This window comes from Roseofilum reptotaenium CS-1145, from assembly GCF_028330985.1.
Taxonomy (GTDB): Bacteria; Cyanobacteriota; Cyanobacteriia; order Cyanobacteriales; family Desertifilaceae; genus Roseofilum; species Roseofilum reptotaenium.
In genome coordinates this window covers 58,574-71,966 of the sequence record NZ_JAQMUE010000111.1, presented here as the reverse complement: position 1 = coordinate 71,966, position 13,393 = coordinate 58,574, and the positions used below count along the sequence as shown (strand labels likewise).

General features: G+C 43.8%; 18 protein-coding genes. 11 read left to right on the top strand and 7 right to left on the bottom strand.

Annotation, left to right across the window (positions count from 1 at the left end; all coding sequences use genetic code 11):
- Positions 1–342: 342 nt before the first annotated feature.
- A complete protein-coding gene (locus PN466_RS24690; RefSeq protein WP_271945111.1) occupies positions 343–1,188 on the bottom strand; it encodes a TrmH family RNA methyltransferase in 846 nt (281 codons plus the stop codon).
- Between the two features lie 142 nt (positions 1,189–1,330).
- Here PN466_RS24690 and PN466_RS24685 point away from each other — a divergent pair, with 142 nt between their 5' ends.
- Entirely contained in the window at positions 1,331–1,756 is a 426-nt protein-coding gene (locus tag PN466_RS24685; protein ID WP_271945109.1) for a DUF29 domain-containing protein, read from the top strand.
- Between the two features lie 137 nt (positions 1,757–1,893).
- Here the strand turns inward: PN466_RS24685 and PN466_RS24680 are convergent, their stop codons facing one another.
- On the bottom strand, positions 1,894–3,042 hold the full coding sequence (locus PN466_RS24680) for a pyridoxal-phosphate-dependent aminotransferase family protein (protein ID WP_271945106.1): 1,149 nt from the start codon (positions 3,040–3,042) through the stop codon (positions 1,894–1,896).
- A 207-nt stretch (positions 3,043–3,249) separates the two neighbouring features.
- Between PN466_RS24680 and PN466_RS24675 the strand changes: the two genes are divergently transcribed.
- The 6 genes from PN466_RS24675 to PN466_RS26590 all read left to right on the top strand — a co-directional run bounded on the left by PN466_RS24675 (position 3,250) and on the right by PN466_RS26590 (position 6,294).
- Positions 3,250–3,588: a tRNA-binding protein gene (locus tag PN466_RS24675; RefSeq protein ID WP_271945116.1), complete on the top strand. Its 339-nt coding sequence runs from the start codon at positions 3,250–3,252 to the stop codon at positions 3,586–3,588.
- Positions 3,589–4,222: 634 nt separating this feature from the next.
- Positions 4,223–4,627, top strand: coding sequence for a helix-turn-helix domain-containing protein (locus tag PN466_RS24670; protein ID WP_271945103.1), 405 nt, complete (start codon positions 4,223–4,225; stop codon positions 4,625–4,627).
- A 289-nt stretch (positions 4,628–4,916) separates the two neighbouring features.
- Complete coding sequence (locus tag PN466_RS26595; RefSeq protein WP_390890062.1) at positions 4,917–5,072, top strand: transposase; 156 nt, start codon at positions 4,917–4,919, stop codon at positions 5,070–5,072.
- A 193-nt stretch (positions 5,073–5,265) separates the two neighbouring features.
- Positions 5,266–5,562, top strand: a complete 297-nt coding sequence (locus PN466_RS24665) for a transposase (RefSeq protein WP_271945101.1) — start codon at positions 5,266–5,268, stop codon at positions 5,560–5,562.
- Positions 5,563–5,600: 38 nt separating this feature from the next.
- Positions 5,601–5,963 (top strand): helix-turn-helix domain-containing protein, encoded by a 363-nt coding sequence (locus PN466_RS24660; RefSeq protein ID WP_271945099.1) that lies wholly within the window; start codon positions 5,601–5,603, stop codon positions 5,961–5,963.
- A gap of 55 nt (positions 5,964–6,018) precedes the next feature.
- Positions 6,019–6,294, top strand: coding sequence for a transposase (locus PN466_RS26590; RefSeq protein WP_390890063.1), 276 nt, complete (start codon positions 6,019–6,021; stop codon positions 6,292–6,294).
- 400 nt (positions 6,295–6,694) lie between these two features.
- On the opposite strand, the gene PN466_RS24650 is transcribed toward PN466_RS26590, so the two are convergent.
- Positions 6,695–8,845, bottom strand: coding sequence for a S8 family serine peptidase (locus tag PN466_RS24650; protein WP_271945096.1), 2,151 nt, complete (start codon positions 8,843–8,845; stop codon positions 6,695–6,697).
- 127 nt (positions 8,846–8,972) lie between these two features.
- Here PN466_RS24650 and PN466_RS24645 point away from each other — a divergent pair, with 127 nt between their 5' ends.
- The 3 genes from PN466_RS24645 to grxD all read left to right on the top strand — a co-directional run bounded on the left by PN466_RS24645 (position 8,973) and on the right by grxD (position 10,334).
- Positions 8,973–9,575 carry a hypothetical protein gene (locus PN466_RS24645; protein WP_271945094.1) on the top strand — a complete coding sequence of 201 codons (603 nt, stop codon included), beginning with the start codon at positions 8,973–8,975 and terminating at the stop codon, positions 9,573–9,575.
- Between the two features lie 106 nt (positions 9,576–9,681).
- Complete coding sequence (locus PN466_RS24640; RefSeq protein WP_271945091.1) at positions 9,682–9,933, top strand: BolA family protein; 252 nt, start codon at positions 9,682–9,684, stop codon at positions 9,931–9,933.
- A 77-nt stretch (positions 9,934–10,010) separates the two neighbouring features.
- A complete protein-coding gene (gene grxD / locus PN466_RS24635) occupies positions 10,011–10,334 on the top strand; it encodes a Grx4 family monothiol glutaredoxin (protein ID WP_271945087.1) in 324 nt (107 codons plus the stop codon).
- A gap of 127 nt (positions 10,335–10,461) precedes the next feature.
- Here the strand turns inward: grxD and PN466_RS24630 are convergent, their stop codons facing one another.
- Positions 10,462–10,710 (bottom strand): DUF6761 family protein, encoded by a 249-nt coding sequence (locus PN466_RS24630; RefSeq protein WP_271945114.1) that lies wholly within the window; start codon positions 10,708–10,710, stop codon positions 10,462–10,464.
- Positions 10,711–11,056: 346 nt separating this feature from the next.
- Here PN466_RS24630 and PN466_RS24625 point away from each other — a divergent pair, with 346 nt between their 5' ends.
- A complete protein-coding gene (locus tag PN466_RS24625; protein WP_271945084.1) occupies positions 11,057–11,824 on the top strand; it encodes a response regulator transcription factor in 768 nt (255 codons plus the stop codon).
- Between the two features lie 32 nt (positions 11,825–11,856).
- Here the strand turns inward: PN466_RS24625 and PN466_RS24620 are convergent, their stop codons facing one another.
- From PN466_RS24620 to PN466_RS24610, 3 genes are all read right to left on the bottom strand, one after another.
- Positions 11,857–12,414, bottom strand: a complete 558-nt coding sequence (locus tag PN466_RS24620; protein WP_271945082.1) for a hypothetical protein — start codon at positions 12,412–12,414, stop codon at positions 11,857–11,859.
- Positions 12,415–12,430: 16 nt separating this feature from the next.
- Positions 12,431–12,868, bottom strand: a complete 438-nt coding sequence (locus tag PN466_RS24615; RefSeq protein ID WP_271945078.1) for a DUF4079 domain-containing protein — start codon at positions 12,866–12,868, stop codon at positions 12,431–12,433.
- Between the two features lie 128 nt (positions 12,869–12,996).
- The gene (locus PN466_RS24610; RefSeq protein WP_271945075.1) at positions 12,997–13,359 is read right to left on the bottom strand and encodes a DUF1830 domain-containing protein; all 363 of its coding nucleotides are present in this window, start codon (positions 13,357–13,359) and stop codon (positions 12,997–12,999) included.
- Positions 13,360–13,393: the final 34 nt, after the last annotated feature.

The following is a 13,393-nucleotide window of genomic DNA, read 5'->3' as shown; positions in this document are numbered from 1 at the left end:
TCTCGATGAACTCGAAGAGGTTTTATACCAACGTTGCCGAAAGTTACTGACCCAGAGGGCATTGATTCGAGACTTGACCCGTTTTCATTGGTGGCGTGAAATCGCGGCTATACTTTGATTGATTCTCCGGACTTGATATTACCGAAAATTATGTCATTGCGAATGGAACGAAGTGGAATCAAGCTATCTGTACAGTTTTCAATTCTCAGTAAGTGCTTCCCTCGTTTTCGCTGATATACCCGACTATCGCCACGGCACTAAACTTAGTGTATTAGAAAACTCATTTCGTTGTTGCGCTTTAGCGCTAAAGTGCAACAACGAAAAGTGCAACATTGTATAGAATCAGAACGGGTCAGCTTGAATCCGATCCTGTGCGTTTCGAGACCGAAAGACTTCATACATTAACAAACTCCCGGCTACAGCGACATTCAAAGAGTCAGCCTGACTAACCATGGGAATGCGAACCAGATTGTCGCATATGGCTCGCTGTTGGTCGGAGAGTCCTTGCCGTTCTTCTCCTAAGAATAATAAGGTCGCTTGGGGATAGTGAAATTGATGAAAACTTTGCTTCCCATCGGGAGATGCACCAATGATGCAACCTTGGTGCTGTTGTATCCAGGATTGCAAACATCGATAATTAGTACGGATAAATTTCTGATGGAACAAAGCCCCCATACTTGCGCGCACGGTTTCTGGGGAAAAGGGATCGACGGAGCGATTGAGGAGAATCAACCCAGCACCACCAACAGCCTCTAAGGTGCGAATGAGTGTGCCTAAATTACCTGGAGATCGGATGCGATCGAGGACGATCCAGCAGAGTCCAACATGGGGAGTAGTAGACTTTAGGGGAAGCCAGTGCTGTTTAACGATCGCCCCTACGCCAGAAGCACGCTCGGTTTGCGAGATACTGCGAAATTGTTCTGGAGAGAGGCGCACGGTGGGAATTCCGGAGCGCCGTAACTGGCGTACCAGTTTACGAGCTAAGGGGGCGATCAGAAGCTTTTCGCTGTAAAGGATAGTCTCTATTTTCAAGTGAGTGTCAGCAACTCGGATAAAGTTACGCACACCTTCGATAAAGAAGGTTCCTTGGGTATCGCGATATTGGCGATCGCATTGTAATCGTTTTATTTTTGCTAGAGTCCGGGTGACACTAGGGGAGGGATGGCCAATCGTATTGTTATTGACCATCCTCCTTGCCAGCGATTCCCAGGCACTGAAGGTTACTGTGTAGAGTGTTCATCAAAGGTACAGGCTCATGCCATTTAGAGGACAGTTTACTAATCATATAGTATCCCAATTCGATCGAATTTACAAGCCAAGGAAGTGTGATATGACTAACTTGAAACAGATCTATGAAGTCGATGATTCTCAATGGTTAGAAGAAATGGTTGAATTGTTGAGAAACAAGGATTTTGATCATCTCGATTTAGAGAATTTAGTTGAGGAATTAGAAGAGTTGGGCAGAGAAAAGAAAAATGCCGTTGCTAGTCTTTTAGAGCAAGTTATTCGTCATTTATTGCTCCTAGACTATTGGACAACTGAAGCGGAATATAACTCTGTCCATTGGCAAGGTGAATTGTATACGTTCCGAGTGCAACTCAAGCGTAAACTAACCACCAATTTAAGAAATTATTTGGAATCAGAACTTGATTCTATTTATCAAGATGCATTAGGTTTTGTTAAAATCAAAACTCAAAATAAGGTTGATTTTCCAGAAGAGTGTCCCTATGTTCTAGATGAGTTGCTTGATATATAGCGATTCACGTGGCAGAAGAGTAATGGTTAATGGGAAAAGTATTGTTCACGCTATAGCGGGTAGGGTGGGCAGAGGATAAAGTTGTCAAAGTCAATCAATAGCGGACTTCTGCTGCCCACCCTACAATCTACAATCCTTTAACCTAAAACCTTTGCGGCTGCGGTTACTCCTGCACCGGGAGTGAAACCGGTATCGCCGAGAATTTGCAGAGTAGCTTCGAGGGCAGAAATGCAGGTGAGAATATCGCGATCGCCGACAAAGCCCAAATGACCGACACGGAAAATTTTACCCTTCAAATGGTCTTGTCCGCCAGCTAAGGCAATATTAAACTGTTTCCGCATCGTAGAACGAATTTGCTCGGTATCTACCCGATCCGGTGCAACTGCGGTGACTGCGGGACTAGCCGCATCATCAGAGGCAAACGTGGGTAAATTCAAGGCTTTGACAGCTTCCCGAATGGCGGTTTTCGATCGCTGATGACGGCTAAAAATATTCTCTAATCCCTCATCTTTGAGCATCTGTAGAGCCACTTGCAAGCCATAAAAGAGATTCACAGGAGGGGTAAAGGGATTGCTGTTTTTAGCGGCTGTTTTGCGATACATGCCCAAATCTAAGTAAAATTTGGGTAAGGTTGCGGTTTCATAAGCATCCCAAGCTTTAGCACTAACTGAGACAAATCCTAATCCTGGAGGAATCATATAGCCTTTCTGGGAACCTGATGCTACCACATCTAACCCCCATTCATCGATGGGAACGCTAATAGCGCCTAAACTGGTGACTGCATCCACCATAATCAGCGCTTCGCCATGGGTTTTCACGTAGCGGTTAATGGTTTCTAAGTCATTGAGTACCCCTGTGGAAGTTTCCGAATGGGTGATAATTACGGCTTTAATTTGCTTTTCGGTATCTGCTTCGAGCTTTTCCCGGAAGGGTTCGGGATCGAGAGGTTGTCCCCATTCGGTGCTAATTACCTCTACTTCTAGGTTATAGGCTTTGGCTACTTTAGCCCAGCGATCGCCAAATTTACCATTCGATCCGACCAAAACGCGATCGCCTGCACTTAAGAAGTTAATGATACCCGCTTCCATTGCCGAGGTTCCACTCCCAGCAACAATCAGCACATCATTCTGGGTTTGGTGCAACCACTTGAGATTTTCGGTCACCTCTTTCATAATCAAACTAAAGTCGCCACTACGATGACCAATCGTCGGTTTTGCCATTGCCAACAGCACCGGATCGGGCACTGGAGTAGGGCCGGGAATCATTAACATTAAGCTATCATCCATAACTAGGTTCTCCTATAAAATTCAAGGGCAGTTTACCATCCTACAGGGAATGGGGGACTAGAGGAAATAGTTTAGTGTTCTCTCCCGTCATACCATTGCTTTATAAAAGTGTGCTTAACAGGCGGCTAACAAGGGACTCAGAGAAACTCATCTTACCTCTCAAGGCTCAATTGATGGCAACTTGGAAGAGAAATACTTAAATTGACTATGTTTCCCGAAATTAATTTCTCTGATTTTCTCAAACTCGATCTTCGAGTAGGAACCATTCTACAAGCAGAAGATAATGTAAAGGCTAAAAATCCAGCCTATATTCTCAAAATTGATTTTGGCACTCTAGGTATCAAAACCAGTTCTGCCCAAATTACTCAGAATTACTCGAAAGAGAGTCTCGTCCATACACAAGTCATTTGTGTGATGAACTTTGCTCCCAAACGAGTAGCTGGAGTCAAATCCGAAGTGCTAGTGCTGGCGGCGGTTTCTGAAGAGCAAGGAACCGTTTTAATTGCACCGGGGTTTAAAGTGGAGAATGGAACCAAAATCAGCTAAATTTATGCTTTCTTAATATTCTTTACATTTTTTTCCTGGCGGCTGATTCCAGAAATAGGCTTAAATAGAAGCACTGCTGTTTGATATACTCCTGTATCAGTCGCCTTCCTGTACCTAATTTGTCGGCTAAATTAGACTGGACTATTCAGAATCTCTTCGGTTGGTTAACGAAGCATTGAAGCAGCGATCAAAGTTCAGGATTCTATGTTTAAAATTTGAATTACAAGAATCATACTTACACTATTATTTCTATCGAGGAACTTGAGTTAGATTTTTTGTGTTTTGAAACCAGTTAAACAGGACAAATACCAGAAGTGTTGTCTTTATCATCGGGTGCGTCATTAACGCACCCTACAGCTTTTAAAGCTGGCAGTGCTTTTCAAGCACAACAACCGGATTAGAAGGCGGATCTTGTTGGAATTTATAAAATCGGAAGCCTAGAGTGATAAGCTGAAGAACCACGCTGGTACTAAAAATGAGACAATAGAAACGTTCCAAAGGACTCATATTTTCTTCTCCTTCCAGTCTTAAATTGGCTATGAGTCCATTATGGTTAAGCCTATTGAATATTGAAATAAACCCGTGTTAGTATTTGTCTATACAGCAACTCAAGATCCATAAACACTTATGCAAGATGGAAAAAGAGCAGTTTGAGCGGAGTTTTCAACAGTTGACACCAAGACGTAAAGAGGTGTTAAATCTATTTCTCTCAGGACAAGGAGACTCACAAATTGGTCAGTTGCTAAACATTACAGAAAATACGGTCAGACAACATATCCGCAAGCTTTGTATCGATTTTGGTTTAACGGACGATCTAGAGGGCGATCGCACTTCACAACGGCATAATTTAGTCGCCTTATTCGCCAAGTATAAACCGGAATTGGTCGGACAAGAGACAACAGCAGAGGCAGACGCACCGGAACCGGAGATAGAGCAAGAAACTCAGAGCGATCCGAACTTTGTGGGACGGGAAAAGGCTATAACCAATCTCAACACCCTTACAGCGCAAAGCGCTGTATTGAGGTACAATCTAAGGTGAAGAGATTTTATGGGTATTAAGAGGTAATGAAAGCATATGGGCACTTCTATTAATTGGCTATACCGTGAACTCATGAGATAATCAAGAAAGAAAAAGCAAGGGGAAAAACATGGGTCAAATAAGTTTTTGGGACGTAGAGAACTGTCAGAAAAAGCTAAAGGAGGAAAAACCGCTGCTCTCTCAACTCAATGAATTAGTACCTTGGGAAGAGTTTCGTCCAATCCTCGAATAAATTCATGACCGTGAACTCTCAAGTAATGCCGGTCGTAAAACCCTAGACGTTATCTTAATGTTCAAGTTAGTTATCCTACAAAAATCGTTCAATTTAAGTGACGATCAATTGGAATACCAAGTCAATAATAGACTCTCATTTATGAAGTTTCTAAATCTGGGCATAGAAGATCCAGTACCCGATGCTAAAACGGTATGGTTATTTAAGGAATAAGGAAAAACTGACGAAAAAGAAATTAGTAGAAGAGTGATTTGAGCAACTAGAAGAGTATCTAAAAAGTCAAGGGTATAAAGCTGAAGAAGGTCAAATAATAGATGCGACTCTAATTCCTGTACCGAGGCAAATAAATAGCACAAAAGAGAATAAATAAATCCGAGAAGGAGAAATTCCTGAAGAATGGAAAGAAATGCCGAACCGATTGTGTAAGAAGGATTTGGACGCTCGGTGGTTGAAGAAAAATGGTGAAAATCACTACGGCTATAAAAATCATATAAGTATCGATAAAAAATATGGCATTATTCGCAAATATGAAGGAACAGATGCATCAGTTTATGACTCAAAAGTATTGGGAAAACTGATAGATATAGAAAATGCAGAACCAGAGATATGGGCAGATAGCGCCTATCGGAGTGAAGAAATTGAATGGACATTATCAATCCTTTCGCCTCCTTTAGTCTCTCAGATACAGCGCTTTGCGCTGTAATGGTGTACAGTACGGGAATAGGTATTATGGAGTAGGTGATGAAAGCATATAGCGTAGACTTACGAGAAAAAATCGTTAAAGCGCATCTAGTAGAAAACCACTCAATTAGACAAGTAGCCGCGAGATTGTCAGTGAGTAAAAATTTAGTTCACAAGTTGGTCAAACAACAAAAAACGGAAGGAAATGTAGATCTAAAACGCCTAGGCAAGCCCCAGTTTAGTTATCTTACAAGTGTTGAAGCTCAAGAACAAGTGAAAACCTTAGTAGAAAAAAATATAGATGCCACTCTAGGGGAACTGTGTGAATTATTTGCCGAATTGACCGGTAATTGGATAAGTCCGACAGCCATGTGTCGCTGTTTACAGAAATTAGGGTTATCTCGTAAAAAAAACGAGACGTAGCAGTCAAGCGGCAACAGAAAGAGTACAAAAACTAAGAGTAGAATATTGGGAAAAAATCAAAGAAATAGAGCCAGAGAACCTTGTATTTATAGATGAATCTGGGATTCTCCTAGGAGGAAGCCGTGCTTATGGTCGTTCAGAAAAAGGGACAAGAGTTAGAGGACTTAAACCTTATTATCGAGAAGCGAAAATCACTCTTGTAGGAGCCATTAGTCAGCAGGAAGTTTTAGCATTAATGACTCTTAATGGCTCATTAGATGGAGAGGCATTTAAGGTTTTTATTAATGATTGTCTCCTGCCTTGCCTTATGGCCAGGTGCAGGGGTTGTTAGTGTTGAATGTTAGCTTAATGCCGAAAAAAAAGAGGATAAAACATGCTATTCTATCCTCAAATATTCAAATAATATTCTCGCCTATGGTAACTTCCTTTACCAATTTTGTCAAACCCATTCTCAAGTCATTGTCTCCTCATGATTACCCAGTTCTCAACTCTCGCCTCTTCTTTGAAATCTGGTTAAACTTCATATTCGATAGTAGTTTGACTAGCATGAGAGACTTATTCTACCGATTGAATTATACGGGTATTCAGGTGGACCTATCTACCTTCTCTAAAGCCTGTAAATCGAGAGAATACCACAAGTTCTATCGCATCAGAGGGAACTCTAGAAATTAAAATAAAAATCCCCCATAAAGATCCTCTGGTTCTTATTAGCTAGACCGTTCGAGAATAGTTCAAATCCCTAAGGTCAGTACCCAACCTCTTAATGTGCCGGTGTTGCCTAACGCATAATCAATCACTTGTAATTTCCAAACTCCTTTAACGGAGAGATTGACTAAATCTTGCAATAAGGGACGCTCAGAAGAGGTATAAGTATGTTGAAGCCGGGTTTGTTGGCCTAATGTCCGGTTTTGGAGCAAAATGGTTTTGTTATTGGGGGCAATTAACCTAACTTGAATATCGCCTAAAAAACTGTGATCGATGTCTACAGTCACTTGGATATCTCGTAATGAATTGCTTTCCGAAATATAGATCGAGCTACTAATGCCGCGACTATCGTAATCTCGAATGGTGACGCTGGCATAATTTTGCCGTTGAATCCAGCGGCTAACCCTGGGAGGAGTAGGGCGCGATCGCACAGCAGCCGCAACAGCCTTATAGGCATTCACTTTACCATAGCCAAACCACTCGGAGTGGCCTCGACTATCATAAGAGCCTTTGCGAAAGCCAAACTGAGGATCGGGGTCTGAGTCCACAATCTTATCCGTATTCGAGATTAAAATTTGCTTCACCTGAGCCGCCGTTAAATCGGGATTCGCTGATAAGACTAAGGCTGCGACTCCAGCGACAATCGGACAAGCACTGGAAGTCCCGCCAAAAGTACCCGTAAAATCCCCTGTACCATATCCTGCTCCCCCTACCCGGTCAGTCGTAAACACGCCTAAGCCTGGAGTAGCACTGGTAACTGCGGGAGGGGTTTGGATAAATCCGGTTTGCTGTAACCAAATCCCTGGAGGGGCATTATTAGAGGGAGCGCAAACAGCGATTTCTTTACCCCAGTTACTGTAGATAGCTTTTTTGTTGAGACTCGAACAAGCAGAAACGGCAATCACATCAGGATGAACGGGAAAACCGGCTAACCATCGGGTATTTCCAGAAATGACATTGCTCGGCCATCCTTGTTCATTAACGGTATCGTTAATGGGGCGGTTGGCATTCCCAGAAGCAAAGACAATCACACAGCCTTTCCCCTGACGGCCTTGAGTGGCAGCTTTGGTCAGGGCAGCGTTTTGGCGTAGGGAGAGGGGAAAATTAACGGCGGCTGGCCCCCAACTACAGGAAATCACAGCAGCTCCGCGACTGGCACACCAATCAAAGAGTTGTTCCATGGAATTATCATCTAAGAAGCCGGTGGTACGAACGGGCATTAGGGAGCATCCAGGCGCTACACCAACGATACCGGAGCCGTTTTCTTCGGCAATGGCAACTCCGGCACAGGAGGTTCCATGGTTTTCCACCAGTCCTCCGGGTTGGGGGATAAAGTCTCGGTCTTTGAAGTCTTTGGGGGCAACAATTTTACCTAATCCTTGGAAGTCAGGATGGTTGAGGTCGATCGCATCATCGGCAACGGCGACGACAATGGAGCGATCGCCCCTGGTCAGATCCCAAGCGCGTTCTGCATCAATATGCGACCCAGTCGCGAGATAGTTTCCCCCATTATGGTTCAGATACCATTGTTGTCGATAAGACCCATCGGTGGGGCGATACATGGGTTGGCTGGGAATAATGAGATTGGGTTCAGCCGTAAGGACTACTGGAGAAGCAATTAGGCGGTTGGCAATTTTAATCGGATTTTCTGTGGATTTTTCCGTCAGTTGATAAACCCAGGTATTGGGGAGTGTTTCCACCGGTTTGACTTCCCGCAGGCCATACTTTTGAATCGGGCCCCTGCGAGTTTGGGCATTGCTCGTTGGCGACCATTGAATGGTAATCTCGTTGGACAAATAGGTGTAGGTTCCCGGTGAATTTTTGATCTGATAGACATGACTGGCAAAGGCTACATCTTGGGAATTGCGAGCTGAAGTAATTGCCGTTTCTAAGCTTTGGGGATCGACCGTTAATTCTGAGAGTTTTGGAGCAATAGGACGAGTCGCTAAGGAAGGGAGATCCTTGGCCCAGTCTGAAGACATATTCGACTTCGGGGAAACCGTCAGCCGATCTGAAGCCTTTTCTAAAACCAATTCTTGGCCGCCCCGTTGCAGTACTAACCCGATTTCTGACTCTGGGATACCCGACTTGGCCTGAACGGGATCGGAGGACTGATCCGGGGGAGAACTCAGTTGACTCCCAAGAAAGCGCCACAACTGCTCAAAAACTTTGACCATCTTCACTACTCTATTGCGATCGTTTATCTCTTGCTTTTGATTGGAACAGATAAAAAGGGGAACTGTCTGCTAAATTATGTTTAGATTTGTTTTATATTGTTAGTCTTCACCCTAGCTCTTACAACTCATGGTATCTTTAAAACCCTCTCAACTCCTGCAAGCGACGACCCTAGCTATTTGTACTTCTGCGATCGCCTTCACAAACGTAGCCTTTGGGCAATCGACTCACCAGAACTTAGCGGCTCAAGACGCTCAACCGAATGCCGATGAATTTCGACCCCTGAATCAGGAAAACAGCCTACTGAGTAGGATTGGCGGCGATCGCCTGATGGCTGAAGCGGCTCAAGCCGTGGGCAATGAAAATTATGCCCTAGCGCAGCAAAAACTCCAAGATGCTCGTCAAGTGTTTAACCAATTATCGAATTTTTATCAGGAACTGGCAGCGAGTTTCTCTGGTATTGATAATCGTATTGCGAATAGCCAACGGGATTTAGCTGTGGAAACGGCGCAAAAACGGGATGAAGCAACCTATCAGCTTGCCCTCGTCCATCGCGCTCAAAACGAAGCTGATTTAGCGGTTCCCCTGCTGGTACAGGTGATTCGCTCTCAAAACCCCACCACCGAAATGGGTAAAAAGGCATACCAACAATTATTTGAATTAGGCTTTGTAGATTCTCCCTATCCCAAAAGGGATGAGGATAGTGAAGCTACGTCTGCGGTTCCCCAATAGAATCCATAAGAGTATCAGCGGGGTCATTCCCTTGAGTCTCTAACGGGCGATCGCTACAATAAAGAGTTGAGAACGATTATCGTAAGTAATCATTAAGGAGTCTTGTATGGTTCGTCCAGCCGAAGTAGAAGCGATGATTAAAGCCAAGCTTCCTGATGCCCAAATTCAACTGAAGGATATGACGGGAGGAGGGGATCATTACGAAGCGATTGTGGTCTCCCGTGAGTTTGAAGGCAAAAGACCGGTACAACAACATCAGTTGGTTTATGCAGCCGTTCAGGAGGCCATGGCCAGTAATGCTATTCATGCCTTGGGTTTAAAGACATACACCCCAGAAGAATTTCAAGCGGTTCAGTAAAATTCTTAAAAATCAGTTAAGATCGAGACTCTGAAACCGATTTAAGGTTGCCGTTCTACTTTCCTCACTTGATAACTATGACTCCAGACTTGAAAGAACACATTGACAATACAATTAAAGCACACAAAATTCTTTTGTTTATGAAGGGGAATAAACTGATGCCCCAATGTGGATTTTCCAATAATGTGGTGCAGATGCTCAATCAGCTTGCAGTCCCCTATGAAACAATAGATGTGTTGCAAAATGATGCGATTCGCCAAGGAATTAAAGAGTATTCTAATTGGCCAACCATTCCCCAGCTTTATATTAATGGGGAGTTTGTTGGCGGCTCTGACATTGTTTTTGGGTTATACCAAAGTGGAGAACTCGCCCAGATGGTGGAAGTGGCTTTAGCGTCCTAGAATAACCACTCTATTGATCGATAATCCCCCGGTGGTTATTTAGGGATAAAGTCTATCTGAAAACTACCAGGGGATATTTTTTGGGGTTGAAACAACCTAGAAACCAGCGATCGCCCATGACTCTGGGCTAGTAATATTTGGCTTCGGGTTCAGGTAGGGGCATTTCAAAATTAGATCGGTCGCGTAAATATCGATAGGCTTCTTCTTCTAGCCGATGGACTAAATAGGTTTCAATACAATTGGAATGTCTTAATGCCGCCAGATAGCCTTCGAGATACATACGCAAGTCGTCATAGCGGTATCCCCGGTTCCAGAGGTCTACAAGAGAATCAGTAATTTTTTGGTAAAAGCGGATGGTTTGAGTATCCTGAAGCATCATAAGAGTTGTCTCCTGATCGTCAACTGAACTTCACTTTGTTGGGTATCTTAAGGGTCGATCCTTTGGTCTGTTCACTTCCCAATAGGCAAAATCCGGATCGGTCAATCGCAGAATGGCCTAGGGCCACTGATAGCTTTATTTTAACGAATCTCCAGACAGAATTGAGATAGGCAATTTGCTAGAGTTTCTTAAACTTAGCATACCCAAAGAAACAAATTCTGTACCGATCCCTAAAAAGCCCAAACCAGAATACTCGGTATCGACAACTACAAAAAAGTAAGTTAAACCTTGTTAAGGTGAACGAGTTATATGCTGCATAGTGTGGTAGGGAAATTAAACCGAAGTGGTCTTGATTGGTATTCAGATTATTGAAAGCAACCCTCATCTGCGATCGCTTCTCGGTTGGCACTTACAGCAGGCTGGCTATGGGATTTACCAATCTGCCGATAGTGCCAGCGCTCGTCATGTTTATATGGTGCGGGAACCGACTTTAGTGGTTTTAGATGGTAGTATTTCTGGAGGACAAGGTTTAGAACTTTGTCAGTGGATTTACAATCAACAAAAATCTTTGATTTTAATGCTTTCTGCTCGTAATGCAGAAACTGATGTGGTCGCTGGACTGCAAGCCGGTGCAGATGATTATCTCACCAAACCGTTTGGAATGCAGGAGTTTATGGCACGGGTACAAGCTCTGATCCGACGGCAAAACAAACTTACCCCTCCTGCCCATCTTAACTATGGTGAACTGAAGATCGATCTGGTGCAACGACAGGTCTCTCTTAAGGGAGAGGCGATTGATTTAACACCCCAAGAATTTAGCTTGCTTTATGCCCTGGCTCAAGTAGGAGGAGAACCCTTAAGTCGGTCTCAGTTACTACAACGGGCTTGGCCAGATGAGATTGATAATCCTCGTACTGTGGATACCCATGTTCTTTCTTTACGCAAGAAAATTGAGAGAGATCCTCGCCAACCCCATGTCATTCAAACGGTACGCAAGGTTGGTTATCGGTTTAATCAGGATGGACTAGCCCAGCAGAGGAGATCGCCTTCTCCTTTTCCCACCCGTTCACCTTCCCTGTCTGCCCAGCATACGTTTCCCATGAAACAATAGAAATCAGGAGAGGGAATAGGGAAAACCGAGTTTTACAAAACTTGGTTTAGGGCAGTGGAAATAGTCCAAGCATCTACACCTAGGAGCATCAGACTAAAGCCAAATAACAGGGCATACATCCAAGGTTGGGCTAGAGGTTTCACCTTGCTGGTATCAATTTGGGTTTTCTCTTGAACTTTTAGCACCAGTTGGGAAAATCCGGCAATCCGCATGGGAAGTAAGTAGGCATCTCCAGATTTAGCCAAAAAATAATAAACCAATCCTCCTTGTCCTGTTGTTCTGGGTTTTAAGGCTTGGATTTCTGACCAAGGCAAAGACCAATGACGGTGTTTTGCCCAAAAGACCCAGGAGGGATAGTTGACTTGAATCTGTTCCTCATCCAGGGTAACTCGTTCACTGAGCGCTCCCCAGAGAATCACTGCTCCTAGGGCAACAGCGACCCACAGGAGCAGTGGAGAAACTCCAGACGGGGTTACCCTCCCTAAAATCGGTAAAGGGACGGTGAGGGCACTATAGAGGGTTAATAGGGGGATACGGATAAGGGGGGAAATTTTAAACAGTGATGAGTCTTGCTGGGGGCGATCGCGCATAATCCGGTTGATCCGTCTAAGGTAGATATTTTTGTACCACACTCCATCCAGTAAGGGAAACCCAACTGAAGCCCATAAATAGGAGGGTGTTGGTGAGCAGATGTAGAGGTCTAGCCCAAGGTCTTTGGGGACTGATCTGAGTTGCACTGGTGGCAGAAATCAGGACTAAAGCAACCACTAATAGTCCCGCAAATAGGTGAGAGGAATGCCCTAAGCTGCCATAATGTCCCAGGGTTCCGACGATACCGATCGCCAGCAGCAAAAGAACCAGAAAGACTAAAATAGAACCGAGAATATAATGGAGCGATCGCCACCATCGAGGTAAGGGTTGGCGGTTTTGCCGACTCCACCAAACTCCAGTTCCTGTCATCGCTAATAAGACATAGGAAAATAGGGCCAAGCCCATTGACCAGGCCGCTATTTTCCAGAGCCATAAAAATGAAGGAAGATCCACAAATTAAAACCAGATTTATTAAACGTAACCGTCTAAAGCTAAAATTTCAATCTAGATTCAGATAAAGAAGTTTAGCCCGTCGTCTTTTACTTCCCCATCTTTCTTCTAACCAGAGATTAAAGGTTTTCTTAATCAATCGCCGTTAACGTTGGGGCTTTAAAGTTGGTTAAGGTATTAATCACTTTGGGTAAAGAGTTAGATTCCTTGAGCATTTGCCCTTCCCCTTCTATACCTAATTCTTGTAGTTTTAAGCGATCGCAAGGAATTTTATCCGATAAAATCGCACTGGCCATCATGCCACAGTGAATTTCCAATAGGGCTTCCGGAACCGATTCAAAGACTAAACGCTGTCCGGGAAACACCACCCGTTCAAAGTACCAATTTTGAATATTACAGATCCGAGCAACTTGCACTTTACTGGTCGCATTTACATAGCAGCAAAGAATGCGATAGGACTGCTCTGGTGGAAGGGGATCAAGAATTTGTGCCATATTCTTATGAAAAGATCAAAAATAACGCATATTA